This window comes from Leifsonia sp. NPDC080035, from assembly GCF_040050925.1.
Lineage (GTDB): Bacteria > Actinomycetota > Actinomycetes > Actinomycetales > Microbacteriaceae > Leifsonia.
Genome location: NZ_CP157390.1, coordinates 759,044 through 785,367, shown reverse-complemented (window position 1 = coordinate 785,367; position 26,324 = coordinate 759,044). Strand labels below are relative to the sequence as shown.

At 66.6% G+C, this 26,324-nt stretch carries 27 protein-coding genes and 1 tRNA gene; 18 read left to right on the top strand and 10 right to left on the bottom strand.

Features of this window, described 5'->3' with window-relative positions; genetic code table 11:
* Nucleotides 1–22 precede the first annotated feature (22 nt).
* The 4 genes from AAME72_RS03780 to AAME72_RS03765 all read left to right on the top strand — a co-directional run bounded on the left by AAME72_RS03780 (nt 23) and on the right by AAME72_RS03765 (nt 3,682).
* Nucleotides 23–1,156 (top strand): glycosyltransferase family 1 protein, encoded by a 1,134-nt coding sequence (locus tag AAME72_RS03780; protein WP_348788904.1) that lies wholly within the window; start codon nt 23–25, stop codon nt 1,154–1,156.
* On the top strand, nt 1,153–2,223 hold the full coding sequence (locus AAME72_RS03775) for a glycosyltransferase family A protein (RefSeq protein WP_348788903.1): 1,071 nt from the start codon (nt 1,153–1,155) through the stop codon (nt 2,221–2,223). Before AAME72_RS03780 ends, AAME72_RS03775 begins: the two co-directional genes overlap by 4 nt.
* A gap of 92 nt (nt 2,224–2,315) precedes the next feature.
* Nucleotides 2,316–3,251, top strand: coding sequence for a glycosyltransferase family 2 protein (locus tag AAME72_RS03770; protein ID WP_348788902.1), 936 nt, complete (start codon nt 2,316–2,318; stop codon nt 3,249–3,251).
* Nucleotides 3,248–3,682: a GtrA family protein gene (locus AAME72_RS03765; RefSeq protein ID WP_348788901.1), complete on the top strand. Its 435-nt coding sequence runs from the start codon at nt 3,248–3,250 to the stop codon at nt 3,680–3,682. Before AAME72_RS03770 ends, AAME72_RS03765 begins: the two co-directional genes overlap by 4 nt.
* Here the strand turns inward: AAME72_RS03765 and AAME72_RS03760 are convergent.
* Nucleotides 3,603–4,745, bottom strand: coding sequence for a hypothetical protein (locus AAME72_RS03760; RefSeq protein WP_348788900.1), 1,143 nt, complete (start codon nt 4,743–4,745; stop codon nt 3,603–3,605). The genes AAME72_RS03765 and AAME72_RS03760 overlap by 80 nt on opposite strands.
* Nucleotides 4,746–4,856: 111 nt before the next feature.
* Here AAME72_RS03760 and AAME72_RS03755 point away from each other — a divergent pair, with 111 nt between their 5' ends.
* From AAME72_RS03755 to radA, 3 genes are all read left to right on the top strand, one after another.
* Complete coding sequence (locus tag AAME72_RS03755) at nt 4,857–5,399, top strand: amino-acid N-acetyltransferase (RefSeq protein WP_348788899.1); 543 nt, start codon at nt 4,857–4,859, stop codon at nt 5,397–5,399.
* A 45-nt stretch (nt 5,400–5,444) separates the two neighbouring features.
* On the top strand, nt 5,445–6,074 hold the full coding sequence (locus AAME72_RS03750) for a hypothetical protein (RefSeq protein ID WP_348788898.1): 630 nt from the start codon (nt 5,445–5,447) through the stop codon (nt 6,072–6,074).
* Between the two features lie 111 nt (nt 6,075–6,185).
* Entirely contained in the window at nt 6,186–7,547 is a 1,362-nt protein-coding gene (gene radA / locus AAME72_RS03745; RefSeq protein WP_348788897.1) for a DNA repair protein RadA, read from the top strand.
* Between the two features lie 8 nt (nt 7,548–7,555).
* Here the strand turns inward: radA and AAME72_RS03740 are convergent, their stop codons facing one another.
* Nucleotides 7,556–8,332, bottom strand: a complete 777-nt coding sequence (locus AAME72_RS03740; protein ID WP_348788896.1) for an SGNH/GDSL hydrolase family protein — start codon at nt 8,330–8,332, stop codon at nt 7,556–7,558.
* Nucleotides 8,333–8,391: 59 nt separating this feature from the next.
* Here AAME72_RS03740 and AAME72_RS03735 point away from each other — a divergent pair.
* Nucleotides 8,392–8,481 (top strand) — tRNA-Ser (locus AAME72_RS03735).
* 461 nt (nt 8,482–8,942) lie between these two features.
* Here AAME72_RS03735 and AAME72_RS03730 read toward each other — a convergent pair.
* From AAME72_RS03730 to AAME72_RS03705, 6 genes are all read right to left on the bottom strand, one after another.
* On the bottom strand, nt 8,943–9,653 hold the full coding sequence (locus tag AAME72_RS03730; RefSeq protein WP_348788895.1) for an SDR family NAD(P)-dependent oxidoreductase: 711 nt from the start codon (nt 9,651–9,653) through the stop codon (nt 8,943–8,945).
* Between the two features lie 20 nt (nt 9,654–9,673).
* On the bottom strand, nt 9,674–10,564 hold the full coding sequence (locus AAME72_RS03725; protein ID WP_348788894.1) for an aldo/keto reductase: 891 nt from the start codon (nt 10,562–10,564) through the stop codon (nt 9,674–9,676).
* Nucleotides 10,561–11,436 (bottom strand): helix-turn-helix transcriptional regulator, encoded by an 876-nt coding sequence (locus AAME72_RS03720; protein WP_348788893.1) that lies wholly within the window; start codon nt 11,434–11,436, stop codon nt 10,561–10,563. Before AAME72_RS03720 ends, AAME72_RS03725 begins: the two co-directional genes overlap by 4 nt.
* A 1-nt stretch (nt 11,437) precedes the next feature.
* Nucleotides 11,438–12,325 (bottom strand): aldo/keto reductase, encoded by an 888-nt coding sequence (locus AAME72_RS03715; protein ID WP_348788892.1) that lies wholly within the window; start codon nt 12,323–12,325, stop codon nt 11,438–11,440.
* A gap of 144 nt (nt 12,326–12,469) precedes the next feature.
* Nucleotides 12,470–13,420, bottom strand: a complete 951-nt coding sequence (locus AAME72_RS03710; protein ID WP_348788891.1) for an NADP-dependent oxidoreductase — start codon at nt 13,418–13,420, stop codon at nt 12,470–12,472.
* Nucleotides 13,421–13,460: 40 nt separating this feature from the next.
* Nucleotides 13,461–14,501: an NAD(P)-dependent alcohol dehydrogenase gene (locus AAME72_RS03705; protein ID WP_348790204.1), complete on the bottom strand. Its 1,041-nt coding sequence runs from the start codon at nt 14,499–14,501 to the stop codon at nt 13,461–13,463.
* A 202-nt stretch (nt 14,502–14,703) separates the two neighbouring features.
* On the opposite strand from AAME72_RS03705, the gene AAME72_RS03700 reads away from it, so the two are divergent.
* The 4 genes from AAME72_RS03700 (at nt 14,704) to AAME72_RS03685 (ending at nt 18,558) form a co-directional block, all read left to right on the top strand.
* Nucleotides 14,704–15,924 (top strand): MFS transporter, encoded by a 1,221-nt coding sequence (locus AAME72_RS03700; RefSeq protein WP_348788890.1) that lies wholly within the window; start codon nt 14,704–14,706, stop codon nt 15,922–15,924.
* A gap of 83 nt (nt 15,925–16,007) precedes the next feature.
* Entirely contained in the window at nt 16,008–17,027 is a 1,020-nt protein-coding gene (locus AAME72_RS03695; protein WP_348788889.1) for a zinc-dependent alcohol dehydrogenase family protein, read from the top strand.
* A 22-nt stretch (nt 17,028–17,049) separates the two neighbouring features.
* Nucleotides 17,050–17,595 carry a cyclophilin-like fold protein gene (locus AAME72_RS03690; RefSeq protein WP_348788888.1) on the top strand — a complete coding sequence of 182 codons (546 nt, stop codon included), beginning with the start codon at nt 17,050–17,052 and terminating at the stop codon, nt 17,593–17,595.
* Nucleotides 17,596–17,664: 69 nt separating this feature from the next.
* Nucleotides 17,665–18,558 carry a helix-turn-helix transcriptional regulator gene (locus tag AAME72_RS03685; RefSeq protein WP_348788887.1) on the top strand — a complete coding sequence of 298 codons (894 nt, stop codon included), beginning with the start codon at nt 17,665–17,667 and terminating at the stop codon, nt 18,556–18,558.
* A gap of 82 nt (nt 18,559–18,640) precedes the next feature.
* Here the strand turns inward: AAME72_RS03685 and AAME72_RS03680 are convergent, their stop codons facing one another.
* Nucleotides 18,641–19,024: a cupin domain-containing protein gene (locus AAME72_RS03680; RefSeq protein WP_348790203.1), complete on the bottom strand. Its 384-nt coding sequence runs from the start codon at nt 19,022–19,024 to the stop codon at nt 18,641–18,643.
* Between the two features lie 117 nt (nt 19,025–19,141).
* Between AAME72_RS03680 and AAME72_RS03675 the strand changes: the two genes are divergently transcribed.
* Complete coding sequence (locus tag AAME72_RS03675) at nt 19,142–19,486, top strand: carboxymuconolactone decarboxylase family protein (protein ID WP_348788886.1); 345 nt, start codon at nt 19,142–19,144, stop codon at nt 19,484–19,486.
* A 1-nt stretch (nt 19,487) separates the two neighbouring features.
* Nucleotides 19,488–20,474 (top strand): aldo/keto reductase, encoded by a 987-nt coding sequence (locus AAME72_RS03670; RefSeq protein WP_348788885.1) that lies wholly within the window; start codon nt 19,488–19,490, stop codon nt 20,472–20,474.
* A 403-nt stretch (nt 20,475–20,877) separates the two neighbouring features.
* On the opposite strand, the gene AAME72_RS03665 is transcribed toward AAME72_RS03670, so the two are convergent.
* The gene (locus tag AAME72_RS03665) at nt 20,878–21,882 is read right to left on the bottom strand and encodes a LacI family DNA-binding transcriptional regulator (RefSeq protein ID WP_348788884.1); all 1,005 of its coding nucleotides are present in this window, start codon (nt 21,880–21,882) and stop codon (nt 20,878–20,880) included.
* Nucleotides 21,883–22,056: 174 nt separating this feature from the next.
* Between AAME72_RS03665 and AAME72_RS03660 the strand changes: the two genes are divergently transcribed.
* The 4 genes from AAME72_RS03660 to AAME72_RS03645 are packed head-to-tail and all read left to right on the top strand — an operon-like array spanning nt 22,057 to nt 26,237.
* Nucleotides 22,057–23,349, top strand: coding sequence for a sugar ABC transporter substrate-binding protein (locus AAME72_RS03660; RefSeq protein ID WP_348788883.1), 1,293 nt, complete (start codon nt 22,057–22,059; stop codon nt 23,347–23,349).
* Between the two features lie 51 nt (nt 23,350–23,400).
* On the top strand, nt 23,401–24,342 hold the full coding sequence (locus AAME72_RS03655) for a sugar ABC transporter permease (protein ID WP_348788882.1): 942 nt from the start codon (nt 23,401–23,403) through the stop codon (nt 24,340–24,342).
* Nucleotides 24,339–25,268, top strand: coding sequence for a carbohydrate ABC transporter permease (locus AAME72_RS03650; protein ID WP_348788881.1), 930 nt, complete (start codon nt 24,339–24,341; stop codon nt 25,266–25,268). Before AAME72_RS03655 ends, AAME72_RS03650 begins: the two co-directional genes overlap by 4 nt.
* Nucleotides 25,269–25,271: 3 nt before the next feature.
* Complete coding sequence (locus tag AAME72_RS03645) at nt 25,272–26,237, top strand: glycosyl hydrolase family 32 (RefSeq protein WP_348788880.1); 966 nt, start codon at nt 25,272–25,274, stop codon at nt 26,235–26,237.
* Nucleotides 26,238–26,324: the final 87 nt, after the last annotated feature.

Sequence of the window (26,324 nt, the reverse complement as noted above, 5' to 3'; positions counted from 1 at the left end):
GTGCGGGTAAGATTCTGGGGTCATGTCTGCGCGCATCCTGATCCTGTCCTTCTCCACGCTCGTCTCCGACCCCCGCGTCCAGAAGCAGATCGCACTGTTCGAGGGCGCGTACGACGTCGTGACCTGCGGCTACGGTCCCGCGCCGGAGGGCGTCGTGCAGCACTACCGCATCCCGGATGAGCGCGTGTACTGGCGCTACCCGCGACTGGCCGTGATGCTCCGGCAGTGGCGTCGCGCCTACCGCGACAACCCGGCGGTGTCGTGGGTGCGGGAGAACCTCCCGGTGGGCGATGTCGACGTGATCGTCGCCAACGACGTGGATGCGGCGGGCGCCGCGGCCGCGCTGAAGCCGCGCCGCGGCTTCCACGCCGACCTGCACGAGTACGCGCCGCTGCAGAACTCCGAGCTCCTGCGCTTCCGGCTGTTCGTCGCGCCGTTCCTGTCGTGGCAGATCCGCACGTTCGTCAGGCGCGCCGCCTCCACGTCCACGGTGTGCCAGAGCCTCGCCGACAAGTACCGCACGGTGTTCGGGCTGTCCCCGGCGGTCGTGATGAACGCGCCGCCGTTCGCCGAGCTCGCCGTCCAGCCGGTCGGCGAGACGATCCGGCTCGTCCACGCGGGAGCCGCGCTGCGCAACCGCCGGCTCGAGATCCTCATCGACGCGGTCGCGCAGGTGGACGCCCCGGTGACGCTCGACTTCTACCTGGCGCCGAACGACCCGGGCTACCTCGACTCGCTGAAGGAACGCGCGAGCGGGGTGGAGCGGATCCGCTTCCACGAGCCCGTGCCGTTCACGGAGCTGGTGCCGACGCTGAACACGTACGACGTCGGGCTGCACATCCTCGCCCCCACCAACTTCAACAACGCGTACGCGCTGCCGAACAAGTTCTTCGAGTACGTGCAGGCGCGGCTCGGCCTCATCATCGGCCCGTCACCGGAAATGGTCCGGATCCTCGGCGAGCGGGGACTCGGAGCCGTCACGGCGGACTTCACCGCCGAGGCCCTGGCCGACGTGCTGCGCGGGATCGACCGGGCAACGGTCGAGCAGTGGAAGCGCGACTCCGACGCGGCGGCGCGCGACCTGTCCGCGGAGACCCAGACCCCGGTCTGGGCGGCCGCGGTCGACCGGATCGCGACCGGCGCCGTCGCGTCATGACGCCAACGGTCGACGTCCTCGTCCCCGTCCATTCCGTGCATCGGCCGGTCGCGCGGCTCGCGCGGTCGGTCCTGCAGACCTCCGTGCCGATCCGGCTCGTCGTCGTGGCGCACAATGTGGACCCGAGCCAGATCGAGGCCGCGCTGGGCGAGCACCGGGCAGACCCGCGCGTGAGCGTGCTCGCGTTCGAGGACGGCATCCCCTCGCCTGCAGGTCCGCTCCGGCACGCCCTCGAGCGGCTGGAGTCGCCGTTCTTCATGAAGATCGACTCCGACGACTACCTCGCCGACGGCGCCATCGAGTCGTGGACGCGCACCCAGCGCGCGCACGACGCCGACATCGTGATCCCGACCATGCGGATGGTGGGGACGCCGAGGAACTTCCCGACACCGCCGCGCCGGCCGTTCCGCACGCGGCTGGATCCGGCCAGAGACCGTCTGGCCTACCGCACCAGCACGATGGGCCTCATCCGATCGGAGCTGGCGGAGAAGGCCATCCCGACACCCGGCCTCGGAACGGCGGAGGACCTCATCCCCGGTCTGCGGCTCTGGTTCTCAGGAGGCCGCATCGTCGCGGCCGATGCGCGCCACCCCTACATGGTCGCCCCGGACGCGCTCGACCGCGTCACCGAGGTGGCGTGGCCGATGGAGCAGGAGCTCGGCTTCGCCGCGGCGCTTCCCGGCGAGTCCTTCTGGGCGGGGCTGGACGACGCCGCGCGCATCGGCATCGCGGCGAAGCTCTTCCGGGTGCAACTGGTCGCGGCGCTCGGCAGGGAGGCGCGGTCGCGGCTGACGGCCGAAGACATCCGCGTCGCCCGTGACGCTGTGCGGGTGTTCGAGGAGCTCGCGCCCGGATTCGCCCGGGTGCTCTCCCGCGACGACGCGCGCCTCCTCGCGGAGCTCGTGTCGGCGGACGCCGACCCGGTCGCGCTCGCGGACCTCGCCCGGCGCAGCAGGGCGCACCTGTCGGTGGGCGGACTGCTCACTCCGCGGCTCGGCGACGTCCTGCGTCGCGACGCCCCGCTGCGCTATCTCGGGGCGTCCGTCCTGGCCCGTTACCGACGTTGACGACCTGCCGAATCGGTAGGATGAGCGAACGCCTCGGGGAATTTTCCGCCTCAAATGCAAGCAATTACGTCGGGGTCTACTGAAGGAGACCGTTGTACAAGGATCATCGGGTTGCCGTCGTCGTGCCCGCGTACCGCGAAGAGAAGCACATCGCCGACGTCATCGCCACCATGCCGGACATCGTCGACGACATCATCGTCATCGACGACGCCAGCCCCGACGACACGCTCGCTGTGGCACAGGCGGCGGCGACCGAGCGGACGACGGTCCTCCACCACGAGGTGAACCAAGGCGTCGGCGGGGCGATCATCACCGGGCACAAGAAGGCGATGGAGCTCGGCGCCGACATCAGCGTCGTGATGGCGGGCGACGGGCAGATGGATGTGGACTACCTCCCGCAGCTGCTCAACCCGATCACGGACAGCGGCTACGGGTTCTCCAAGGCGAACCGGCTGTTCTCAAGCTCCAGCTTCGCGGGGATGCCGCGCTACCGGATCTTCGGCAACATCGTGCTCACGTTCATGACCAAGTTCTCCTCCGGCTACTGGAACCTCGTCGACCCGCAGAACGGCTACACCGCGATCACCAAGGAGGCGCTCAGCCTCGTCCCGCTGGACAAGGTCGCGAAACGCTACGAGTTCGAGAACGACCTCCTGATCTGGCTGAACATCAACAACGTCCGCGCCATCGACGTGCCCATCCCCGCGATCTACGGAGCGGAGGTCTCCGGCATCCGGCTGCACCAGGTGGTCCCGCGTCTGCTCGGGACGCTGTGGAGCGGCTTCTGGCGCCGGTTCTGGTACAAGTACGTGCTGTGGTCGTTCTCGCCCATCGCCCTGCTGTTCGTGCTCGGGACGCTGCTGTTCGTCTTCGGCGTCATCGTCGGGATCTGGGCGATCGTGATCCGGCTGGCGACGCCGGACCCCGTCTCGACCGGCACCTGGCTGCTGGCGCTCGCGCCGACACTGGTCGGCATACAGTTCCTGCTGCACGCATTCATGCTCGACATCGAAGCGACACCGAAATGACGATCGACCGCGAGCATGTCCGGCAGGGCCTGGTCTTCCTCGCGGTCGGCGGCGCCAGCGCGCTGATCGACGCCGGCGTCTTCTGGCTGCTGGTGACGCTGGGCGTCTGGCCGACCCTGGCGTCGGTGATCTCGTTCCTGACGGCGTTCGTCGTCAACTACCGCGGCAACCGCGACCTGGTCTTCCGGGCGCGCGCGTCCAAGGGAGCGCTGGTGCGCTATTCCATCCTCGTGGTGGTCAACCTGGGCCTCAGCGCCGGGGGAGTCGCGCTCGGCACCGAGGTCATCGGCCTCGCCCCGATCGTCGCGAAGGTGGCGACGATGGTCCTCGTCGCCGTCATCAACTTCTTCGTCATGCGTCTGTGGGTATTCCGTCACGGGGGCGCAGCGGCAGAGTCCGCGCCGTCGACTGGAACAGCTTCGCGAGGATGAGCAGGAAGAAGACGAGGCCGGGGATCGCGTAACGGAATCCCGTCGCGCTGCCGTTGGTGATGTTGTAGAGCCCGATGGCGACCATCGCACCGAACAGCAGGTGCGCCTCCTCGCGCTTCCAGAACAGGAACAGTGCTCCGACGCTGAGGAAGAACATCAGCAGGAGGATCTGGTCCTCGCGGATGAACTGGTTCACGTCGAGGACGAACAGGTGGAAGCCGAGGCCGGGCACCCTGGTCAGGGCTTCGCCGAGGGAGGTCGTCCCGGTCATCCGGAGGAACTGGTCGGTCTGCGAGAACGGGAACAGCGCCGTCTGGACCACCTGGACGATCACGGCGGTCGCCCCGACCACGATGGCGGGCCACATCCACGGCGACCTCCAGCGCAGGGTGGTCAGCATCCCGAGCAGCCAGGCGCCGACGAACGCCCCCGCCATGATGAGGGTCGCCTGCCTGGTGAACGCGGAGACGATCGTGACCACCGCCATCAGGAGCAGCAGCGTCCAGCGCGGCGAGCGGATGTACCGCCAAGCGAGCAGCAGCGCGAGCAGCGTCCACAGGGCGGACAGCGACTCGGTGAGCATCCCGGTCATGAGCACCACGATGCGGACGCTCGCATTCGCCATGACCATGGTCGCGACCGCGGCGAGGTTGCCGTAGCGCTTCATCAGGATCCTGGTCACGATGATCGTGAAGATGATGGTCGCGACCGCGGGGATGACCGCGAGCCCGAAGGGGCCGAACAGGTCGACGAAGGGTGCGGAGAGGGTCGGCAGCACGACGCGCGGCTGCACGAGACCCCAGCCGAACGTGGACGCCGCGTCCGGCATCGGGATGTGGTACTGCGCGGCGAACTCCGCGGTCCTGTCGCGGGCCTCCTGCTGCGACGCCCCGCCGAACAGGAACGAGTACGCCATGTAGTACCGGGAGTCGTAGAAGAACAGACCGGCCCTGCGGAAATAGGAGAGGTAGGAGAGCACCCACGTGACGGCGACGATCGTCCAGGTCAGGATCTCCGGTCCGTTCGTGCTGAACCATCTGCGCACGGAACCGAAACCGCTCACCTTGTTCTCACCATTTCCTGCCTCGAGTGGGGTCCGGCCGCAGCGGTCCCGGGAACGTCCAACGCTAGCATGCGGCGATTCCGCGGCCCCGGCCCTCGCTAGGCTTGCAGAGTGACCTCGTCTTCCGCCCCCGCGCCCACGAACCCGACGACGAGCGGCTTCGTGGTGAGGAGGGCGCGCACGAGCGACGTGCCGCGCATCCAGGAGCTGGTGGAGCCGCTGGTCAACCGGCGGATCCTGCTCGGTAAGGAGGCGGTGACCTTCTACGAGTCCGTGCAGGAGTTCCGGGTCGCCGAGGACGCCGACGGGAACCTGATCGGCTGCGGCGCCCTGCACGTCATGTGGAGCGACCTGGCCGAGGTGCGCACCCTCGCGGTCGCCGACGCCTGGCTCGGCAAGGGCGTCGGGCGAGCCCTGCTCGCCCGCCTCGAGGAGGACGCGAGGGAGCTCGGCCTCTCCCGGCTGTTCTGCCTCACCTTCGAGGTGGGTTTCTTCGGCCGCAACGGCTTCGAGGACATGGGCGAGGAGACGGTTGACCCCGCGATGTACGCCGAGCTCGTGCGCTCGCACGACGAGGGCGTCGCGGAGTTCCTCGACCTGGCCAGGGTCAAGCAGAACACCCTGGGCAACACCCGGATGTTGAAGCACCTCTGAGCGCGGCGCGCCGGGGTTCGGCGAGGGCGCGGCTATGCTGCGGGCATGTCGACGTTCAAGCATCCTGTCGGCCCCCAACCGAGCCGTGTGTACTGGCGTCGCCGGCTCGTCCTCCTGATCGCTCTGCTGGCCGTCATCGTGGTCATCGTGCTGATCGTCGTCCGTCCGGGATCCTCGAACGGGGAGACGCCGAAGCCGGTCACGACGAGCAGCGGGAAGCCGACCGCTGCGGCGACGAACATCCCGACCACCAGCGCGAGTGCGAGCGGCCAGGACTGCGATCCGGCCAGCGTGAAGGTCGGCGCCGTGACGGACGCCTCCACCTACTCCGCGGGACAGCTCCCGCAGCTGTCGGTCTCCATCACCAACACCGGAACGACCGCCTGCAAGATCGATGCCGGCACCGCGCAGCAGGTCTTCACCATCACCAGCGGCACCGAGGTCTACTGGAAGTCGACCGACTGCCAGAGCGAGAAGGTGGACGCCGAGGTGCTGCTGCAGCCCGGCAAGACGATCTCCTCGCAGACGCCGATCACCTGGGACCGTACGCGCAGCGACCCGGCCACCTGCCAGGGGAAGCGCGAGCAGGTGCCGGCGGGCGGCGCCTCGTACCACCTGGAGACCTCGGTCGCCGGCATCGCTTCGGCGGAGACCAAGCAGTTCATCCTCAAGTAGCCCGTTCCTCCTCCACCGCAGCGGCGCGGGAGCGAGTTCCGCACACCTGCGCGCTCCGGGCGTCGGATGACGGTGGCTCGACCTAGTGTGGGAGCGATCGAGGAGGTGCCCGTGGCCAAGGCCAGTGTGAACTACCGGTGCACGGAGTGCGGCTGGACGGCGGCCAAGTGGGTGGGCCGGTGCGGCGAGTGCGGCGAGTGGGGAACGGTGGCGGAGGCGACGGCGCCGACGGGTGTCCTGCGCGCGCTCAAGCCGGTCACGATCGGCACGGATCGCGCGGCGCGCGCGATCACCGAGATCGGTGCGGAGTCCATGCAGCGCCGGCCGAGCGGCATCGGCGAGTTCGACCGGGTGCTCGGGGGCGGCATCGTGCCCGGGGCGGCGATCCTGCTGAGCGGCGAGCCCGGCGTCGGTAAGTCGACACTGCTGCTCGAGGTGGCGTCCCGTGCTGCGCGGGAGCGCGAGCGCGTCCTGTACGTGAGTGCGGAGGAGTCGGTCAGCCAGGTCCGCATGCGCGCCGAGCGCACCGGGGCGATCCACGACCAGCTCTACCTCGCGTCCGAGACCGACCTCGCCACCATCGTCGGGCAGATCGACGCGGTGCAGCCGTCCCTCGTCATCGTCGACTCGGTGCAGACCGTGTCCAGCAGCTCGGGGGAGGGCATCGCGGGCGGACCCAGTCAGGTGCGCGAGGTGGCGAGCACCCTGATCCGCGTGGCCAAGGAACGCGACCTGCCCATCCTCATCGTCGGGCACGTGACCAAGGACGGCTCGATCGCGGGCCCCCGCCTGCTGGAGCACCTGGTGGACGTGGTCTGCCAGTTCGAGGGCGACCGGCAGACGGCGCTGCGCTTCGTGCGCGCGCTCAAGAACCGCTTCGGCCCGACGGACGAAGTGGGCTGCTTCGAGATGGCCGGCGACGGCATCGCCGAGGTGCCCGACCCGAGCGGGCTGTTCCTCAGCCGCACCACCACGCCCGTCTCGGGGACGTGCGTAACGGTGGCGATGGAGGGGCGGCGGCCACTGCCGGTCGAGGTGCAGGCGCTCGTCGTCGCGACGACGGCGCCCAACCCGCGCCGGGTCACGAACGGAGTGGACGCATCCCGCGTCGCAATGCTGCTCGCGGTGCTGGAACGCCGGGCCGGCATCCGGCTGGGCGACAAGGACGTGTACGTCGCGACCGTCGGCGGAGTGCGTCTGACGGAGCCGGGCGCGGATCTCGCCATCGCCCTCGCGATCGCGTCCGCGGCGACGGACCGGGCGATCCCGCACACCCTCGCCGCGTTCGGCGAGATCAGCCTCGCCGGCGAGGTGCGGCCGGTCTCCAGCGGCAAGCAGCGCGCGGCCGAGGCGACGCGGCTCGGCTTCGCGACGCGCATCGACGAGCGGGCGGCGTCCGTTCGCGAGGCGCTCCGCGTGGCGTTCCAGGCGGCAGGGTCGGCCCGCGAGCGGGAGCTGGACGCGGCGTTCTGACGCGTCAGTCAGGCGGTCGCCGCGACCGGCGGCTTGCGTGGGAACTTGCGGACGGCGAGGTCGGTGACCGCGGGGAGGAACGCCGAGGCCCACACCCGGTAGCCGTGGTCGTTCGGGTGGAACAGGTCCTCGGCGAACTGCGTCATGATGCCGCGCAGTCCCTGCTTCTGCATCGCCTCGTGCAGCGGCGCGACCGTCAGCCCGCGCTCGCCGCCCGCGCGGCGGAGGATCTCGTTGGCGACCGCGACCTTGTGCTCGTTCCGAGGGAAGAAGAAGTACGGCAGGTCGGCGACGATCGCGTCGGCGGGCAGCGCGTCCAGCACCTTCTCGATTCCCTCCCGGAAGGTCTCGGGGTCGAAGTCCGCAATGTCGTTCGCCCCGATGGAGACGGTGACGATGTCGGGCTCGTAGCCCGCGAACCGCGGCAGCTGGTCGGCCACCGCGAGGGCGACGGTCGCCCCGGACACCGAGAGGTTCACCACACGCACCGTGCGTCCGGTCGCCGAGCGGATGTGGTCGGCGATCACGCCGACATAGCTGTTCTTGGGTGCGGAGGCGCCGATCCCCTGCGCGGCGCTGTCGCCGATGGCGACGTACAGGATCTCACCGTCGGTGGTGGCGGTGTCCCGCCACCACTTGGAGTGCACGGGAAGCGTCTCGTTGAGCCGCGCCTTCGCCGCCGCGACGCGCGCCCGCTTCTGCGCCACCGCCGACCACGCGCTCAGCGCGGCCGCGCACGTAGCGACCGCGGATCCCACGACGAATACCGGCTTCCAGCTCACCATCCCCCCAACGTACCCCGCTCGATTGGCGACCTCAGCCCGCATCCAGTAAACTCGCTGGCGGTACCGTGTCCGAGCGGCCGAAGGTGCAACTCTCGAAAAGTTGTGTGGGTGAAAGCCCACCGTGGGTTCAAATCCCACCGGTACCGCCACGCAGACGCCCCGGAATCCCTTGATAACACAGGGATCCGGGGCGTTTTACATGGCAGAGTAAGACCGTTCGACTACATCCGCCAACGGCTAGCGAGTAAGCATGACCTTGCGCACGCCGATACGCCCCGCACTATGTCGGACCCGTACGATAGAACACCAAGCAGCTCGTTCTGCGCGCAGGAGGGGACCCCATGGCAGGGCTCCGCGAGCATATAACCGCAATGGTGCGCAGCCATGGTCGGGAGACGACGCTGCCTTCTATTCCGTCGCGCTTCAGGTCGCGGCTCGGGAGGCGAGAAGCGGTCATCATGTGTTGGCAGAGTCAATTGTCGTAGCTGCGACTCATCATCGCTCGATCCTCGATCGCACGCTTTTCCGGCGTTTCGATGCAGTGTTGACGTACGCCTAGGCAGTTTTCAGGCGGCGTTGAGGACGCCGAGGTCGAGGGAACGTGACGGGATCATTTCGGAAAGGCGACGCCGGTGAGGCGTGCCAGCTTTTCGACGAGGCTGTCCTGGAATGCCGGATCGGTCGTATAAGGGTGCGGGTCTTGCGGACGGAGATGGTGCCAGTACCCGCCGCTGACCGGGAGGATATCCTTCGGGTCTGCGGTGGCCAACCATTCCTGTGTGCGGTGGCCTGCATCGAAATCGTCAGGCGCGTTCGGTCCTCCCATGCGGGTTGGGACCCATCCGGGGTCGACGGCGTGCGACAGGGTGCTGGTGCGAGCCGCGAGAGCAAGCGCGAGCGTTGTGGCAAGCAGTTTGCTCGTGGAATAGTCGCCCGGGCCACGGAAGGCGCGGTTCAAGTCGGTGGATCCTGACCGGTGCATGGAGCTGCTGAGAACGATGGAACGGCGCGGTGCGGTCAGCGTTGCCATCAGGATGTACGGCGCGATCACGTTCACGGCGGTGACGGGACCGTTGATGACGCCCGCGTTGTGAATGACGGCGTCGAATCGTCCGAGTTCGTTCGCGGCAACGGCGAGCTCTCGCGTCTGCTGCTGGTCGGACAGGTCGCCGAAGATGAGGCCATGCATCTGGGCCCGAAGAGCCGGATTGGAGACACCGTCGGGCTTTCGTGCGTGCAAGACGACCCGGTGACCGGCGCGCGCAAGAGCTTCGGCTGTGGCCAGCCCGATTCCGGTCGAGGCGCCGGTCACCAGGATCATGCGTTCTCCGTTTCCAGCTCTCACGCTTCGGGGATCGTAAGTTCCCAGGTCGAGGGGTCGTTTTCGTCGGGATCGGGACCGCCACGTACGGCGCGGTCGAGGCCGTCAATCGCCGCGAGTTCGTCGGCGCTCAGCTCGAAATCGAAGATGTCGATGTTCTGGGCGATGCGAGCTGGGTTGGTCGATTTGGGAATGGCCGAGCGGCGCTGCTGCATGTGCCAGCGCAGCATCACCTGCGCCGGCGTTTTGCTGTGGGTCTTGGCGATGCGTGCAATCGTGTCGTCCTCGAGAACGCTTCGGCGGGTGTCGTCGCCCCAGCCGGGGTAGAAGGTGATGCCGCCGATCGGGGACCAGGCCTGGGTGAGGATGCCGAAGTCCGCGTCGGCGCGTTGCACGTTGGGCTGGGTGAAGTAGGGGTGCAGCTCTACCTGGTTCACGGCCGGCACGACCTCGGTCTGCTTTCGCAGGTCCTCGAGATGGTGGGGCATGAAGTTGCTTACCCCGATAGCACGTACCCGCCCGTCGGCGAGCAGCTGTTCCAGGGCGCGGTAGGCCTGGATGGTGCGGTCGAAGTGCTGCGGCATGGGCTGGTGCAGGATCAGCAGGTCGATCTGCTCGACACCGAGCTTCGCGGCACTCTTCTCGAACGCGTGCAGGGTCTCGTCGAAGCCGTAGTCGCTCACCCATACCTTCGTCTCGATGATGACGTCGCCGCGGTCGATTCCGGAGCGGCGGATGCCCTCCCCGACTTCGCGCTCGTTGCCGTAACCCGCCGCGGTGTCGATGTGCCGGTAGCCCGCGCTCAGCGCGGTTTCGACCGCCGCAGCCGTCTCTTCCGGAGCGCTCTGGAACACGCCGAAGCCGATCGGGGGGAGGGTCACTCCATTGTTGAGGGTCAGGCGGTCGTTCATGCGTTCTCCGGGTGGGTCGTAAGGTCCGAGGTGGTGGTCAGGGAGCCGAGCAGTACCATCCGCTCGGCCGTGGATGAGTGCGGTTCGATCGTGTAGACGAGCATGGTGAGGCCCGGCTCGGTCGTGAGGTCGAAGGACTCGTAGCCGAACTCGAGGTCGCCCACGATGGGGTGGTGGTATCTCTTCGTGCCGCGTTGATAGCGGATGACGTCGTGCGAGGCCCACAGGGCTCGGAATTCGGCGCTCTGAGTTGAGAGCCGCCCGATCAGTTGGATGAGGGCGTCGTCATACGGGTTGCGGCCGGCGGCCTGATGCAGCAGCGCCACGACGTTGCGCTTGGCCAGGTCAGCGTCGCGGAAGAAATTCGCGGCGCGCGAGTCGAGGAACTGATACGCCGCAGCGTTGAAGAGCTCACCCCCGCGAGTGGGATACGGCAGGCTATAAAGCGCGGCACCCAGGGCATTCGTCGCGACGAAGTGGTGGCGGGCGTTCTGCACGATGGCGGGAACGGTGAGGGCGTCGAGCACCGACTGCGTCCCCGACGCCACCACCGTGCGGCTGGTCGACTGGGGCTTGCGCCGGAAGGCTGCCGCGGCCGGCTGCACCAGGTCGAACAGGTGCGCCCGCTCGGTGTCGTCGAGTTGCAGCGCCCGGGCGATCGCCTCGAGCACTTCAGGTGATACTCCGCGGGTGTTCCCACGCTCCAGCTTTGCGTAGTAGTCGGTGCTGACGCCAGCCAAGTGGGCCACTTCCTCGCGGCGCAGCCCCGGCACGCGACGGGCGCCACCAAAGCTGGGCACGCCGGCCTGCTCAGGCGTGATACGCGCGCGTCGCGACGTGAGGAAGGTTCTGATCTCCGCGGGGTCAGCCATGTCAGGCCGGGTCGATCGTGAGGTCGATGGCCTGGGAGGTCACGAGATCAGGATCGATGGCTCCGCGCACGCCGGTGTCGAGCGCATTGATGGCGCCGATCTCGTCGGCGGACAGCTCGAAGCCGAACACATCCAGGTTCTCGGCGATCCGCTCGGGCTTGACCGACTTGGGGATCGCACTGCGACCCTCCTGCAAGTGCCAGCGCAGGATGACCTGGGCGGGCGTGCGGCCGTGCGCCTCCGCGATCGCCAGAATCACGTCGTTGCGCAGCGGGGGCACCGCCCCATTCTCGCCGGCCCAACCGTAGACGCCGCCGATCGGCGACCAGGCCTGGGTCGCGATGCCGAGTTCGCGGTGCACGGCGAGCTGCTCGGGTTGCTGGAAGTTGGGGTGCAGTTCGATCTGATTCACGGCGGGCACGACATCCGTCTGGCTCACCAGCGCGCGCAGGTGCTCTGGTTTGAAGTTCGCGACCCCGATTGCCCGCACCCGGCCCTCGGCGAGCAGGCGCTCCGCGGCGCGATAGGCGTCGATGGTCGCGCTCCAGTTCGCGGGCCACGGCCAGTGCAGCAGGTAGAGGTCGAGGGTGTCCACTCCGAGCTTGGTCGTGCTTGTGTCGAAGGCCCGTAGGGCGCTGTCGAAGCCGTAGTCGGTCATCCATAGCTTCGATGTCAGGAAGAAGTCCTTCCGGGCCACTCCGGCATCGCGGATGCCTCGCCCCACCTCGCGCTCGTTGAAGTAGGCCGCCGCCGTGTCGATCAGGCGGTAGCCGGCGGTGAGCGCCGTCGAGACCGCCGCGGTTGCCTCGCCGCCTTCGCTCTGCAGCACACCGAGTCCTAAGGTGGGCAGCTGCACGCCGTTGTTCAGGCTGATAGACGTTTCAGTCATGGATTACCTCTCGTTGTCGCCCTTGAGTTAACCCGCTCGCTACTTGCGCAGGAAGGGTGGGTTGAACAGTGGTCTGCCAGGCCACCCCTCTCGCGAATCAACCGCAACCGTTTCACCCGGCGATCCCCCTCGATTAACCCTCGATCAGACGGGAAAGCGCAGGATGAGCCGTCCGCGAGTAGCCCCGGCGTCAAGCAGGCGATGTGCGTCGGCGGCCTCGGCGGCGGGAAAGATCCGCGCTACCCGCGTGGTGATGACTCCGTCATTGACGAGGTCGCGGAGAGTCGCTATTGCGTCACGATCAGTCGCCCGGGATCGCACATTCAGCTGATGCACGGCGATCCCGCGCTCCGTGCGAAACTCGCCGAACCGCAGGCGCGCGAGTTGGCCGCCGTCTTTGATGGCAGCGAGGATCGGCTCTCCGATGAGGGCCGCATCCGCTGCCGCATCGACGCCGCCGGGAACCAGCTCCCGCACCTGTCTGGGAGCGCCGTCCATGCGGGGAACGAACTCCTCAGCACCGAAAAAGCGCACGAGAAGCTCGTCAGACTCCGCTGCAATTGCGACCACTTGTAGCCCCTGGTGTGCGGCGAGCTGGGTGAGGTAGCCGCCCACCGAACCGGCGGCGCCGCTCACGAGCAAAGTCGCGCCGGCAGGAAGAGAGAGCGTCTGGAGGACGTTGAGCGCGGTCAGCGCATTGTTGACGAAGCTTGCCGACTCCTCGGCTGTCGTGCCGTAGGGCGCTTCGACAACGGATGCGGCGGGGAGGACGACAAAATCGCTATACCCGCCGTGAGATCCGGCATTATCGATGAACCCGACGACGCGCATTCCGAGAGTGAGACCGAGCACGTGGTCCTCGCCCCCGCCGAGCTCGTCGATGATGCCGGCGACCTCCATCCCGGGCACGTAGGGGCCGCTGAGACCGGTGTTCATGCCCGCGAGTTCGCCGCGTCGAAGCATCGCGTCGACGGGTGCGACAGCAGCGGCTTCGACCTTGACGCGAACCTCGCCCGGTCCGGGGTGCGGGTCCACGAGGGTGACCGGGTGGAGGACCTCTGGTCCTCCGTACTCGACGAGTCCGATGGCGCGCATCTGTGTCTCCTTTCCGCTCTTTTCTGTTCTGCGATGTTGGTTACAACGTGGACGCGTCGATGACGAACCGGTATCGCACGTCGGATCGGAGCACCCGCTCGTACGCGTCGTTGATCGCGTCAGCGGAGATCAGCTCGATCTCGGGTGCGATGCCGTGCGCCGCACAGAAGTCGAGCATTTCCTGTGTTTCGGCGATCGATCCGATGCCGGAACCAGCGAACGAACGTCGGTTGCCGAACAGCGTGAAGACGGTGATCGGCAGCGGTTCGGCCGGCGCACCGACGTTGACCATCGTGCCGTCGAGGCGCAGCAGGCCGAGGTACTTACTCAGGTCGAGGGGTGCACTGACCGTGTTGATGATGAGGTCGAACCGGTTGGCGAGCTGGTCGAATGTCGCCGGGTCGCTCGTGGCGTAATAGTCCTTCGCGCCGAACCGCAGCCCATCTTCTTTCTTGGACAGGGTCTGAGAGAGGACGGTGACATCGGCGCCCATCGCGGCCGCGAGCTTGACCGCCAGGTGCCCGAGCCCGCCCAGACCGACGACCGCGACCTTCTTTCCGGGTCCGGCATTCCAGTGAGCCAATGGTGAGTACGTGGTGATCCCGGCGCACAGCAGCGGCGCGGCGGCCTCGTAGGGGATCTCCTCGGGCAGGCGCAGCACGAAGTCTTCGTTGACCACCACGTGGGTGGAGTAGCCGCCCTGGGTAATCGTTCCGTCCCGGTCGACGGAGCCGTACGTCTGAGTGTTGCCGTTGAGGCAATAGTTCTCAAAGCCGGCCAGGCAGTTCTCGCACTCCCGGCACGAGTTCACCATGCACCCGACTCCCACCCGGTCGCCCACCTCGAATTTGGTGACGTTCGAGCCCACCTCCACGACTTCCCCTGCGATCTCGTGCCCGACGACCTGCGGGTAGGTGACAGGTCCCCAGTCGCCGCGGACGAGGTGGATGTCCGAGTGACAGATCCCCGCGTAACGGATCGCGATCAGCACATCGTTCGCCCCGGTGTCGCGGCGTTGGATCGTGGTCGGGACGAGCGGCTCGGTTGCCGAGGGGGCGGCGTACGCCGGAACAGTAAGCATGCAGCAGCACTCCTTTGAGTTTGGGCTGATTCCGGGTTGGTCGGCCCGGTGTATCCAGTGAAGCCGTTCCCGTTCGGGCGAGGGAGTCTCTGGTGAGAGGTGTACTGACAGGGACTCCCTGCCCAGTTGCAGGCGACCTAATCTCTCGTGAGCGGGACGGCCGACGAACCAGGTCATCTCCGAGGACAACGAACGTTGCGACGTGACAACCGGAATGGAAGCTGAAGACTCGATGGACACTGCTGTGATTGCGCCGACCAGCGAGCGCACCGAGATTCAGAAGATGCCGTGGCTGGCGCTTGTTTTATTTGCGGCGATGGGGTTCATTCTCGTCGCGGCAGAGACCATGCCGGCGGGGCTCTTGCCGGTAATTGCCACCGGCATCAACACCAGCGAGGCGTTCGTCGGTCAGTTCGTTAGCGTGTGGGCTCTCGGTACGGTGGTGGTCACGGTGCCGGCCATCAGCATGACCCGGAGCATGCGACGAAAGCCGCTGATCCTTATCGTGATCGCGGGTCTGATCGTGGGCAACACAGTGACCGCAATCTCCACCGATCTCGTGCTGTCCTTGGTGTCGCGGTTCGTAGCAGGGGCGTTCACGGGAATCATTTGGGGAATCCTCGCGGCGTACGGTCGACGAATCAGCCCGGCCCGGCGCGGCGGGCTCTCCCTCGCCATCGTTTCGATCGGTGCACCCCTCGGGTTCGCCCTGGGCACTCCTTTGGGTACGTCACTGGGAATGGCACTCGGCTGGCGTTGGTCGTTCGTGGCGCTGAGTATCTTGGCAATCATCGGCCTGGTTCTCATCGCCTGCTTCGTGCCCGATGCACCCGGTCAGCCTGCCGCTGCGCGGCTTCGGCTCCGGAAAGTGTTCCTGATGCCAGGCATCGCGATCGTTCTCGCGGTGATCTTCACCTGGATGCTGGCACATAACACCATCTACACCTATGTCGCGCCGTTCCTTCGTGCCACCGGAACCCGACTGGGACCAGATTTCATCCTCTTCGTCTACGGCATCGCATCGGTGGCAGGCGTCGGAATCACGGCGGTCTTCCTCGACCGCCATCCACGCCTTCTCATCCACCTCAGCTTGCTCTTCTTCATTGCAGCAGCAGTGGTCCTATTCGTCGGGCATGCTTCCGTCCCGGCCGTCATCGCAGCCGCGGTGCTGTGGGGGCTCACCTTTGGCGGCGGTGCTGCGCAACTCCAATCCGCTCTGACGCTCGCCGGAGGCGACCACTCCGACGTCGCCAACTCGTTCCTCCCCGTCGCATTCAATCTCGCAATCTTCGCGGCGGGCATCGTTGGTGCCCTCCTCCTCCAGAACTTCGATGCGCTCGTGCTGGCGGTGTGGATGGTCGCGATGGGTGCCGTGGCATTCCTGCTCACCATCTACGGACGGCGCACCGCGTTCACCAACTAACACTGTCAGCCTCGCGTCTCGCGGCGAGGTCCGACTTCCTCCGATCAAGACCACAACCAACCCTTGAAAACAAGGAGACACTCATGCGCGGAGTCATCATGTATGAGCCCGGTGATGTCCGGGTCGAGGAGCGCGAGGTTCCGACCATTGTCGAGCCGACCGACGCGATCATCCGTCTTGCCGCATCATGCATCTGCGGTTCCGACCTGTGGCCTTACCGCGGTGCCGAACCGGTGGACCACCAGGCGATGGGGCACGAGTACGCCGGTGTCGTGACGGAGCTCGGTTCGGAGGTGGAGAACGTCAAGGTCGGCGATTTCGTCGTCGGCTCGTTCTTCGCTTCGGACAACACCTGCGAGATCTGCCAGGCCGGGTATCAAACGCATTGCATCCACAGGCAGCCCGGAGCGGCGACCGACGCCCAGAGCGAGTACGTGCGCGTTCCGCTTGCCGACGGCACTCTCGTCGCCACGCCTGGCCAGCCCGACGCCGACCTTATCCCGTCGCTTCTCGCCGCGTCCGACGTGCTGGGTACCGGCTGGTTCGCCGCTGTCGCTGCTGAAGCCGGCCCCGGCAAGATCGTCACCGTCGTCGGCGACGGCGCCGTCGGCCTTCTCGGCGTCCTCGCTGCCAAGCAACTCGGTGCCGAGCGCATCATCGCCATGTCCCGGCACGCCGACCGGCAGGCCCTTGCGCGTCGGTTCGGCGCCACCGACATCGTCGAAGAACGCGGCGACGAGGGAGTTGCGAAGATCAAGGAACTGACCGGGGGTCTTGGCGCGCACTCTACGATCGAGGCGGTCGGAACCCAGGAGTCGATGACACAGGCCATCCAGGCTACCCGCGCCGGCGGGCACGTCGGTTTCGTCGGTGTCTCCCATGAGGTTTCGCTCGACGGGACAGAACTGTTCTTCTCCGGCGTGCACCTGCACGGTGGGCCGGCCCCCGTCCGCCGGTTCGTGCCTGAGCTGATTCAGCTCATCTGGGAGCGCAGAATCGCCCCGGGCAAGGTCTTCGACCTCACCCTGCCAATTGAAGAGGCGCACGAAGGCTATCGGGCCATGGATGAGCGCCGCGCCATCAAGGTCATGCTCACCTTCTAACGCACACGGAGGGCCAGTCATTATGAAACTCACCGCACTCGTATTGTCGGTCGCAACGGCCAGCCTGCTTGCCGGATGCGCCACCAGCGCACCCATCAGACACACCGGTCACAACGCGTCCACCGCGCCGACGAGTGATGCATCGGCAGTGCCCACCGGCGCGCCATCGGCACTACCGGCCTCACCGAAGACTGTGGACGACGGCGTGGTCGGCACCGTCATCCGGTTTGCTGCCCAAGGTGGACATGTCGACGTGACGATCGATCGCGACAGTCCAGCGGTGCGGGACTTCGTCTCGATGCTGCCCCTGACGCTCGACATGCGGGACTTCAGTGGCAGTGAGAAGATCGGTTACCTTCCGCGGCGCCTCGACACCACCGGTTCTCCCGGATCAGAGCCGCGAAACGGTGACTTCAGCTATTACAAGCCGTGGGGGAACATCATCTTCTACTACGACGCTCCAAGCGGGTTCTCGGACGATGTGCTCCACCTCGGCACCTTCACCGCAACCCCGGACGAACTCGCCGTGCTGGAGGGACCGGGTGTCTCGCTCTCCGTCGTCCGGTAGGTTCCCTGGCGATCAGGGGTGTACTGATGGGGGATCCCTCGTCGGCTCGGTCCGACGTAGCCTCGGAATATGGACAACCGAAGCGAAGTTCGCGACTTCCTGATGTCGCGCCGGGCGAAGCTCACCCCGGAATCGGCGGGTATCCCCGGTGGTACCGGACGCCGGGTGACCGGGCTGCGCCGGTCCGAGGTTGCGATGCTCGCGGGCGTCAGCGTGGAGTACTACTCCAAGCTCGAACGCGGCTCGGTGTCGGGCGCGTCGGCATCCGTTCTCGACGCGATCGCGAGCGCGCTTCAACTGAATGAAACCGAGCGTGCGCACTTGCTCGATCTGGCCCGCGCTGCCGACGGAATCCCCACGTCGGGACGCGCCCGCCGCCGCGCACCGGCGAATCCGGCCACTCGGCCGAGCCTGCATTGGGCGTTGGGCGCCATCACGGAGGGTGTCGCCTTCGTCCGCAACCCGCATCAGGATCTCCTCGCTACAAACGATCTCGGCCGGGCCTTCTACTCTCCGCTGATCGGAGACGGCGGTCGCACCCCGAACCTCGCTCGGTTCCAGTTCCTCGATCCCGCCTCACGCGAGTTCTACCCGGACTGGGATCTCTTCGCCGAGATGTGTGTCGCGATCATGCGCGCGGAGGCCGGCCGCGACCCGCACAACAAGTCGCTGCAAGACCTTGTCGGCGAGCTCTCGACACGAAGCGACGTCTTCCGCCGATTGTGGGGTGCGCACGACGTGCGGACGCACGGTGCCGGCACAAAGCGCTTCAACCACCCTGTCGTCGGCGAGCTCACGCTCGCCTACGAGGAACTCGCCATCACTGCAGAGCCCGGTCACATCCTGATGGTCTACACCGCAGAGCCGGGCTCCGCGTCGGCCGAACGCCTGAGACTCCTCGCCTCGTGGGCAGCCACCGAGCGGATGCCCATCGAATTCCCGAGCACCAGCGGCGATCGATGATCGCTGCTGGCAACGGGGCGTTGATGCTTCCGCACGTGGCGATGCGCAGCCTTCCGGATGCGAGGGTGTGCAAGGTTCCTGATCAGGCCGTCGCCCGACCGTTGCACTCGTCGTCGGTGATGTGCTCGAGCCACGTGGTCGTTACCGAGGGGTCGTCGGCGTTTTCGAGCATGGCGATGTGCTCCATGAAGCAGCCGGGGGCTGCGGCGTGACAGCGCTCCTGCCCGGGCGGGGTGTAGAGCGTCTGACCTGGATGGACCTCGACGATCGTGCCGTCGGGGCTCCCGAAGCGGGCGACACCCTGGGTGACGCGAAGGTACTGGCCGCGAGCGTGCGAGTGCCAGGCGGTGCGTGCGCCGGGGGCGAAGCGGACGGTGGAGACGATCATCCGCTGGTCCCCCTCGTGGGGGAGCGCGATCGGGTCGAGCCAGACGTCACCGGTGAACTGTTCGGGCGGGTGAACGATCGGGTCGACGACGCCTACAGGGCCAAGTACGCAGGCAGCCCCTACCTGCCGCCCATGCTCACTGAGAAGGTCCGGGCCGCAACGGTGCGCGTCGACCCCCGCTGAAAGGACGAAGACATGACCGACAAGACCACCGGCTGGACCGGCGGACAGCGAGCCTTCGGGGACTTCGCACCCGAGCTCGTCCACTACACCGACGAGGTCCTCTTCGATGAGGTGTGGGAGCGGCCTCAGCTCTGCAAGCGCGACCGTAGCCTCATCACGGTCGCCGCCCTCCTCGCTAGCGGCAACACCGAACAGCTGAGCTTCCACCTCGCCTTCGCCAAGCAGAACGGCGTCACCGAACAGGAACTGATCGAAGCGATCACTCACCTCGCTTTCTACGCCGGCTGGCCCAAGGCCATGTCGGCGATGACCGTCGCGAAGAACCTCTTCGCGGCCAGCGACCCGGAAGGGAACTGAAATGCACACACGGACTCTCGGACAAGGTTTGCAGGTCTCCGCGATCGGACTCGGCGCCATGGGGATGTCTCAGAGCTACGGACCGAACCCTGGTGACCGCGACGAGATGATCGCGGTCCTTCGTTCGGCGGTGGACCTCGGGGTGACATTCTTCGACACCGCCGAGGTGTACGGGCCTTATGTCAACGAGGAACTCGTCGGCGAGGCTCTCGAGCCTGTGCGCGATCAGGTGGTGATCGCCACCAAATTCGGGTGGGACGTCCAGGATGGCGCCATGGTCGCTTTGAATAGTCGACCGGAGCAGATCCGACGTGTCGCAGACGCGTCGTTGGCACGGTTGCGCACTGATGTCATCGACCTGTTCTACCAGCACCGGGTCGATCCGGACGTGCCGATCGAGGTTGTCGCCGGCACGGTAGGCGAGCTGGTCGCGGAAGGAAAAGTTCGCCACCTCGGATTGTCCGAGGCGTCGGCAGCGACCATCCGCCAGGCGCACGCCGTGTTTCCGGTCACGGCAGTGCAGAGCGAGTACTCGCTGTGGACCCGGGACCCCGAGACGGAAGTCCTCCGTACCCTCGCGGAGCTGGGCATCGGGTTCGTCCCGTTCAGCCCGCTCGGCAAGGGGTTCCTCACGGGAACGGTGGACACCTCCACCACGTTCGCGGACGACGACATCCGGCGCCGGCTGCCCCGCTTCGAGCAGCAGAACCTTGCGGCGAACGCAGCTCTTGTTGACCACGTGAAGGAGCTCGCAGAGGCGAAGGACGCCACGCCGGGCCAGATCGCTCTCGCCTGGCTGCTGGCACAGCAGCCGTGGATCGCGCCGATCCCCGGCACCCGCCGCACCTCTCGCATCCGGGAGAACGCTGACGCCACGACCGTAGCGCTGTCCGCTGACGAGGTCGCCGATCTCGACGGCCTCGCACAGCGCATCGCGGTGCGCGGCGATCGCTATAACGCCCAGCACATGGGCTACATCGACCGGTGACGAGGCAGCCGCACATCACATCCCGCGGGCACGGCCGTTTGACTACATTTTGCCTCCAACCGTGTGAGTTGCAAGGAGATCACCCGAGATCTCAAGAGCCCTATTTCCTTGACTTTTCGCGGAAGTTGGCCCGGATACCACGTGACATTAGGGGTCGCACTAGGGTTCAAATCCCACCGGTACCGCCAGTGTGAAGCCCCCGCGATCCTTGTGTTCACCAGGGATCCGGGGGCGCATCTCTTCAAGGCGCACGGTCCCAGTCGGGGACCGCTGTAGGCCACATGTGGACCACAGAGCCACCGTGGCGGCGGTACTGGCGCCGGGCCGGCGCCTGATGACGCTGGCCGTTCGTTTCACGCGAATTGCCCGCACAGGACTCCGCCCACGTCGTCCGCACGTGTGCTCATCGGGAGCGGATGGATCCTCGGCGGATGATCGGCATCGGCACGAGGTGCCGGTCGGTGCCCCGGTTTCCGTCCAGGGCTAAAGACATGGCGGTGCGCCCCATCTCTTCGTAGGGGAGGCGGGCGGTCGTCAGCTGCGGTCGCAAGTACGTCGAGATCTCGTCGTCGTCGAAGGAGGCGATCGACACCTGATCGGGAATTCGGATGCCGGCCTCCTGTAGTGCCTGATAGGCGCCGAAGGACACGTTGTCGGTGAGGCAGACCATCGCCGTGAAGCGCGCCCCCGATGACAAGGCGCGCTTTGCCGCGCGGTAGCCGTCGTCGGGTGCCCAATAGTCGAACGCCTCCTCCCACGCCCACTCCAGGCCGTGCTCCTCCATCACAGCGTCGAGCCCGGCGAACCGGTCCGAGATCGTGACAGACACCTCTGGCGGGAGGTCTTCGTCATAGCGACGGCCGATCAGAGCGATCTCACGGTGGCCGGCATCGATGAGCAACCGGGCTATTGCTTCCCCGGCCGTGCGTTCATCCGGCAGCACGACGGGGTAGTCGACGAAGGTCGTTGCGTTCACCATGATGACCGGAACGTCGGAAGGCAGTTGCGGCAGTTCGACGCGGCGTGCGGCCATGGAGCCGAAGACCAGCGCGGACACGCGGCGGTCGAGCATTGCGTTCAGGGCGCCGGAGAGCCGCTCCGGGTGGTGACCCGTCTCCGCCAGCAGGACCGTGTGTTCGTTCTCTTCGGCGACGTCGAGAATCCCGCGGATCATGGCCGACGCGTATCGGGTAAGCGTCACGTCGTCGGAGACGAATCCGATCGTGGGCGTCGTTCCGATGCGAAGGGCGCGTGCAGAGGGGTCAGGGCGATAGTCCAGGCGCTTTGCGATCTCGCGGACCCTTTTGGCCGTTTCCTGAGACAGTCCCGTCCCGGTGCGTTCGTTCAGGATCATGCTCACGGCGGTCTTGGAGAGACCGGCCTCTGCAGCGACGTCTGCGATGGTCACCCGTTTCGCCATGCTGCGAGACCTCTCTTCGAACGTCGGTGTTTTATTGCAACGAGTTCATCCTAGTGCTACGGTCAACGCGACTAAACGCATTTAGGTGATTACTAAATGCATTTAGTCCAACGGGACGCGCGAGGCGCTCTCGGTGATCACAAATCCAACGGAGGATCGATAGTGAGAAGGAACACTCGCCGGGCGCTCGTTGCGACCGCGATCGTCGCGGCCACTGCGATGGTGGCGCTGACTGGCTGTTCGAAGGGCGGTGGGGGAGCGGGCGGCTCCAACGGCGACCTGGTCATGTGGACGCACAATGCCGGCAACAAGGCGGAGCTCGGCGCCGTCCAGAAGATCGTCGACGACTTCAACAAGAGCCAGACCACGTACAAGGTGAAGGTGCAGGCGTTCCCCCAGGATTCCTACAACCAGTCCGTCACGGCTGCCGCGGCCTCCAAGAAGCTGCCGTGCATCCTCGACATCGACGCGCCGAACGTGCCCAACTGGGTCTGGGCCGGTTATCTGTCGCCGCTGACCGGGCTCGACGCGCAGCTGAAGGGCTTCCTGCCATCCACCGTGGGGAAGTACGACGGGAAGACCTATTCGTACGGGTTCTACGATGTCGCGCTGAACCTCATCACGAAGAAGAGCACCCTCGACGAGGTCGGCGTCCGCATCCCGACGATCGATCAGCCGTGGACGAAGACGGAGTTCGACGATCTGCTCGCGAAGCTGAAGGCGTCGGGCACGTTCAGCTACGCGGCCGACTTCATGACCAGCTCCACCGGTGAGTGGTGGCCGTACGCCTACTCGCCGCTGCTTCAGAGCTTCGGCGGCGACCTTATCGACCGCGACGGATACAAGAGCGCCGACGGCGCGCTCAACGGCAGCGACGCGATCGCGTGGGCTAAGTGGTTCCGCGGACTCGTGTCCGACGGGTACATCGCCGCGAAGTCGGGCACCGACCCGGCGGCCGACTTCGCCAACGGCAAGACCGGCATCCTCTACGACGGAAGCTGGGCGGCGGACACCCTCCGGCAGAAGTTCGGCGACGATGTGCTCTTCCTCCCGCCGGTGGACTTCGGCAACGGCCCGAAGATCGGCGGCGGCTCCTGGCAGTGGGGAGTGTCCAAGACCTGCTCGAACCAGGAGGGCGCGCTCGCGTACATGAAGTTCGCCACCGCCGACAAGTACGTCGCCGGTGTCGCGAAGGCGGCCGGCACCATCCCGGCGACCGAGGGCGCGGCGGCACTGGTGCCGGGCTACGGCGAGGGCGGCGACAACGCGATCTTCCGCGAGTACTCGAAGAAGTTCGCCGAGGTGCGACCGGTCACCCCCGGTTACCCGTTCATCGCCACCACGTTCACCAAGGCCGCGCAGGACATCATCAATGGCGCGGACCCGAAGTCGACCCTGGACCAGGCGGTCAAGGACATCGACGCCAACCAGAAGTCGAACAACTACTTCAAGTGATCGGCCGGGGCCGGGCGATCGCGCCCGGCCCCGACGTCCCGAGGATCAGCCATGACCACCATCGTCAAGCCGGATGTGAGCGTCGAACGCCGCGTCCGCACCGCCCGCACCACCGTCGCCGGCCGCAAGAAGGAGGCGTCGATCGCGCTCCTCATGTTCGCGCCGGCCGCCGTCCTCATCGCAACCTTCCTGATCGTGCCGATCGGCCTCACCTTCGTGCTCGCGTTCACCAACGCCCGCTTGGTGTCGCCGGAGCCGGCCCAGTTCGTCGGCGTCGACAACTTCGTCAATCTGTTCACGGACGACACCTTCTGGGCGTCGCTGCGCAACACGATCATCTTCACGATCGTGATCGTGCCGTTCCAGTCGGCGCTCGCGCTCGTGCTCGCGCTGCTGGTCAACAGCCGGGTGCGCGGCACCACGTTCTTCCGCACCGTCTACTTCCTACCCGTCGTGACCTCCATCGTCGTGGTGTCGATGCTGTGGCTGTTCCTGTACCAGAAGGACGGTCTGATCAACGTCCTGCTCTCGAAGGTCGGCATCCAGGGCCCGGACTGGCTGGGTGACCCGCACTGGGCGTTGTTCGCGATCATCCTGATGTCGGCCTGGCAGGCGATGGGCTTCCACATGATCATCTGGCTCGCCGGTCTGCAGACCATCCCCGAGGAGCTGTACGAGGCGGCCGCGCTGGACGGCGCCACGCGCTGGCAGCAGTTCGCGAACATCACCTGGCCAGGACTCCGGCAGACACGGACCTTCATCCTCATCACGATCACCATTGCCGCATTCGGCCTGTTCTCGCAGGTCAACATCATGACGCAGGGCGGCCCGATCAACTCGACGTCGACGCTCGTCTTCCAGGCGGTGCGCAGCGGGTTCCAGCAGCAGCAGACGGGCTACGCCTCGGCGATCTCGCTCGTGTTCTTCGTGCTGGTGCTGGTCGTCACGCTGCTCCAGCGGTTCCTCACCCGAGACAAGGAGACGCAGCGATGACTACCGACATCGCCGACATCGAGCGGACGACATCCACCCCGGTCGCAGCCGTGAGCCCGCGGCGGAGGCGTCGCTCGACGCGTGGCGTGCTGCTGCTGGTCCTGAAGATCGTGCTCGCACTCGTCTTCGGCCTGCCGCTGCTGTTCATGATCGTGTCGAGCTTCAAGCCGGACACCCAGATCTTCGGCGACCTGGACGGCATCCAGGCGTTCCTCCCGGTCGGCGACCTGAGCCTGGACAACTACGTCGGCGTGTTCGAGCGTGTCCCGTTCGCGCAGTTCCTGCTCAACTCGATCATCATCTCGGTCACCACCGTGGTGCTCGGGATCATCGTGAACTCGATGGCGGCCTTCGCCCTCTCCCGGATGCGGATGCCGGGCCGCAAGTGGGCGCTCGGCGTGGTGCTCGCCACGCTCATCGTGCCCTTCGAGGTCATGGCGCTGCCACTGCTGTGGGAGGTCAACCAACTGCCGTACTTCGACGGATCGCAGATCGTGCAGGGCTGGCTTGACACGTACACCGTGCAGATCGTGCCGTTCATCGCGAACGCGTTCTCGATCTTCCTCTTCTACCAGTACTTCGACTCCATCCCGAAGGAGCTGGACGAGGCGGCACGCGTCGACGGGGCCGGCTGGTTCCGCATCTACCGGACGATCATCATGCCACTCGCGGGCCCCGCGGTGGCGACCGTTGCCATCCTCACCTTCCTGCCCGCGTGGAACCAGTATCTGTGGCCGCTCATGGTCACCCAGAGCGAGGCGGTGCGGCCGGCGATGGTCGGGATCGACTACTTCAAGCAGCTCAACACCTCGTGGGGCCAGATCATGGCCTACGCGAGCATCATCACCATCCCCGTGCTGGCGCTCTTCGTCGCCTTCCAGCGCTCGTTCGTCAACTCCATCGCCTCGCAAGGGCTGAAAGGCTGACCCATGTTCTCTCTCCCCGACAGCTACGTCTGGGACTTCTGGTTCGCTGACGACGGCGACCAGTACCACCTCTTCTTCCTGTACGCGTCGAAAGCTCTCCAGAACCCCGACGCACGGCACCACCGCGCGTCGATCGGGCACGCGGTCTCAAGAGACCTCAGATCCTGGAGCCGCATCGAAGACGCCTTGGTGCGAAGTGACGCTCCAGCGTTCGACGACGTCGCAACGTGGACCGGCTGCGTCGTCCGCGGCGACGATGGGAGCTGGCACATGTTCTACACCGGCGCCACCCTCACTCCCCTCGGCAACGTGCAGAGCGTCGGCGTCGCCACGTCCGATGACTTGACCACCTGGCACAAGAAGCCCGGTCCCCTCCTCGAAGCGGATCCGCGCTGGTACGAACTCCTGAGCGACGGCACCTGGCACGATCAAGCCTTCCGAGACCCCTTCGTCTACAAGCAGGAAGACGGCACGTGGCGGATGCTGATCACGGCGCGCTCGAACCACGGCGCCCCGGATGACCGTGGCGTCATCGCAACCGCGACGTCGGATGACCTCGAGCACTGGACCGTGCATCCGCCCTTGTCAGAGCCCGGCGCCGGCTTCGGCCAGCTGGAGGTCCTCAACACCGCCGAGATCGACGGGCGATCCGTACTGTTCTTCTCCTGCCTCGCGTCGGACCTTGCGGCCGGCCGCCAGGAAACGGGCACCACCGGGGGAGTCTGGGCGATCATCGCCGGACCCGACGGGACCTGGGATCCGCGCGCCGCACAGCAGGTGAGCGAGCACGACCTCTACGTCGGCCGAGTGCTGACCGACCGATCGACCGGCAGCGCCTGGTTTTTCGCCTTCCGCAACACGGCGCCGTCCGGGGAGTGGATCGGCGGCATCACCGACCCCATGCCGGTGACGGTTGTCGACGGTCGCGTGCAGATCGGAGAGGCTGCGCTCGTAGCACTCGCCGGTTAGCCGCCACCACGATCCGCCGCCGGGTGCTCGAACGTGAGCGCCCGGCGGTCACGCTTCTTCGCACGGGGTGCGGATCCGGCCTTCTGC

Coding starts and splice junctions, on each gene's coding strand:
- AAME72_RS03780 (WP_348788904.1), top strand. CDS start 23: ATGTCTGCGCGCATCCTGATCCTGTCCTTCTCCACGCTCGTCTCCGAC.
- AAME72_RS03775 (WP_348788903.1), top strand. CDS start 1,153: ATGACGCCAACGGTCGACGTCCTCGTCCCCGTCCATTCCGTGCATCGG.
- AAME72_RS03765 (WP_348788901.1), top strand. CDS start 3,248: ATGACGATCGACCGCGAGCATGTCCGGCAGGGCCTGGTCTTCCTCGCG.
- AAME72_RS03750 (WP_348788898.1), top strand. CDS start 5,445: ATGTCGACGTTCAAGCATCCTGTCGGCCCCCAACCGAGCCGTGTGTAC.
- AAME72_RS03740 (WP_348788896.1), bottom strand. CDS start 8,332: ATGGTGAGCTGGAAGCCGGTATTCGTCGTGGGATCCGCGGTCGCTACG.
- AAME72_RS03730 (WP_348788895.1), bottom strand. CDS start 9,653: ATGATCCTGGTGACCGGCGCCTCGACCGGAATCGGGCTGGCCACAGCC.
- AAME72_RS03725 (WP_348788894.1), bottom strand. CDS start 10,564: ATGAACGACCGCCTGACCCTCAACAATGGAGTGACCCTCCCCCCGATC.
- AAME72_RS03720 (WP_348788893.1), bottom strand. CDS start 11,436: ATGGCTGACCCCGCGGAGATCAGAACCTTCCTCACGTCGCGACGCGCG.
- AAME72_RS03715 (WP_348788892.1), bottom strand. CDS start 12,325: ATGACTGAAACGTCTATCAGCCTGAACAACGGCGTGCAGCTGCCCACC.
- AAME72_RS03710 (WP_348788891.1), bottom strand. CDS start 13,420: ATGCGCGCCATCGGACTCGTCGAGTACGGAGGACCAGAGGTCCTCCAC.
- AAME72_RS03705 (WP_348790204.1), bottom strand. CDS start 14,501: ATGCTTACTGTTCCGGCGTACGCCGCCCCCTCGGCAACCGAGCCGCTC.
- AAME72_RS03695 (WP_348788889.1), top strand. CDS start 16,008: ATGCGCGGAGTCATCATGTATGAGCCCGGTGATGTCCGGGTCGAGGAG.
- AAME72_RS03690 (WP_348788888.1), top strand. CDS start 17,050: ATGAAACTCACCGCACTCGTATTGTCGGTCGCAACGGCCAGCCTGCTT.
- AAME72_RS03685 (WP_348788887.1), top strand. CDS start 17,665: ATGGACAACCGAAGCGAAGTTCGCGACTTCCTGATGTCGCGCCGGGCG.
- AAME72_RS03675 (WP_348788886.1), top strand. CDS start 19,142: ATGACCGACAAGACCACCGGCTGGACCGGCGGACAGCGAGCCTTCGGG.
- AAME72_RS03670 (WP_348788885.1), top strand. CDS start 19,488: ATGCACACACGGACTCTCGGACAAGGTTTGCAGGTCTCCGCGATCGGA.
- AAME72_RS03655 (WP_348788882.1), top strand. CDS start 23,401: ATGACCACCATCGTCAAGCCGGATGTGAGCGTCGAACGCCGCGTCCGC.
- AAME72_RS03650 (WP_348788881.1), top strand. CDS start 24,339: ATGACTACCGACATCGCCGACATCGAGCGGACGACATCCACCCCGGTC.
- AAME72_RS03645 (WP_348788880.1), top strand. CDS start 25,272: ATGTTCTCTCTCCCCGACAGCTACGTCTGGGACTTCTGGTTCGCTGAC.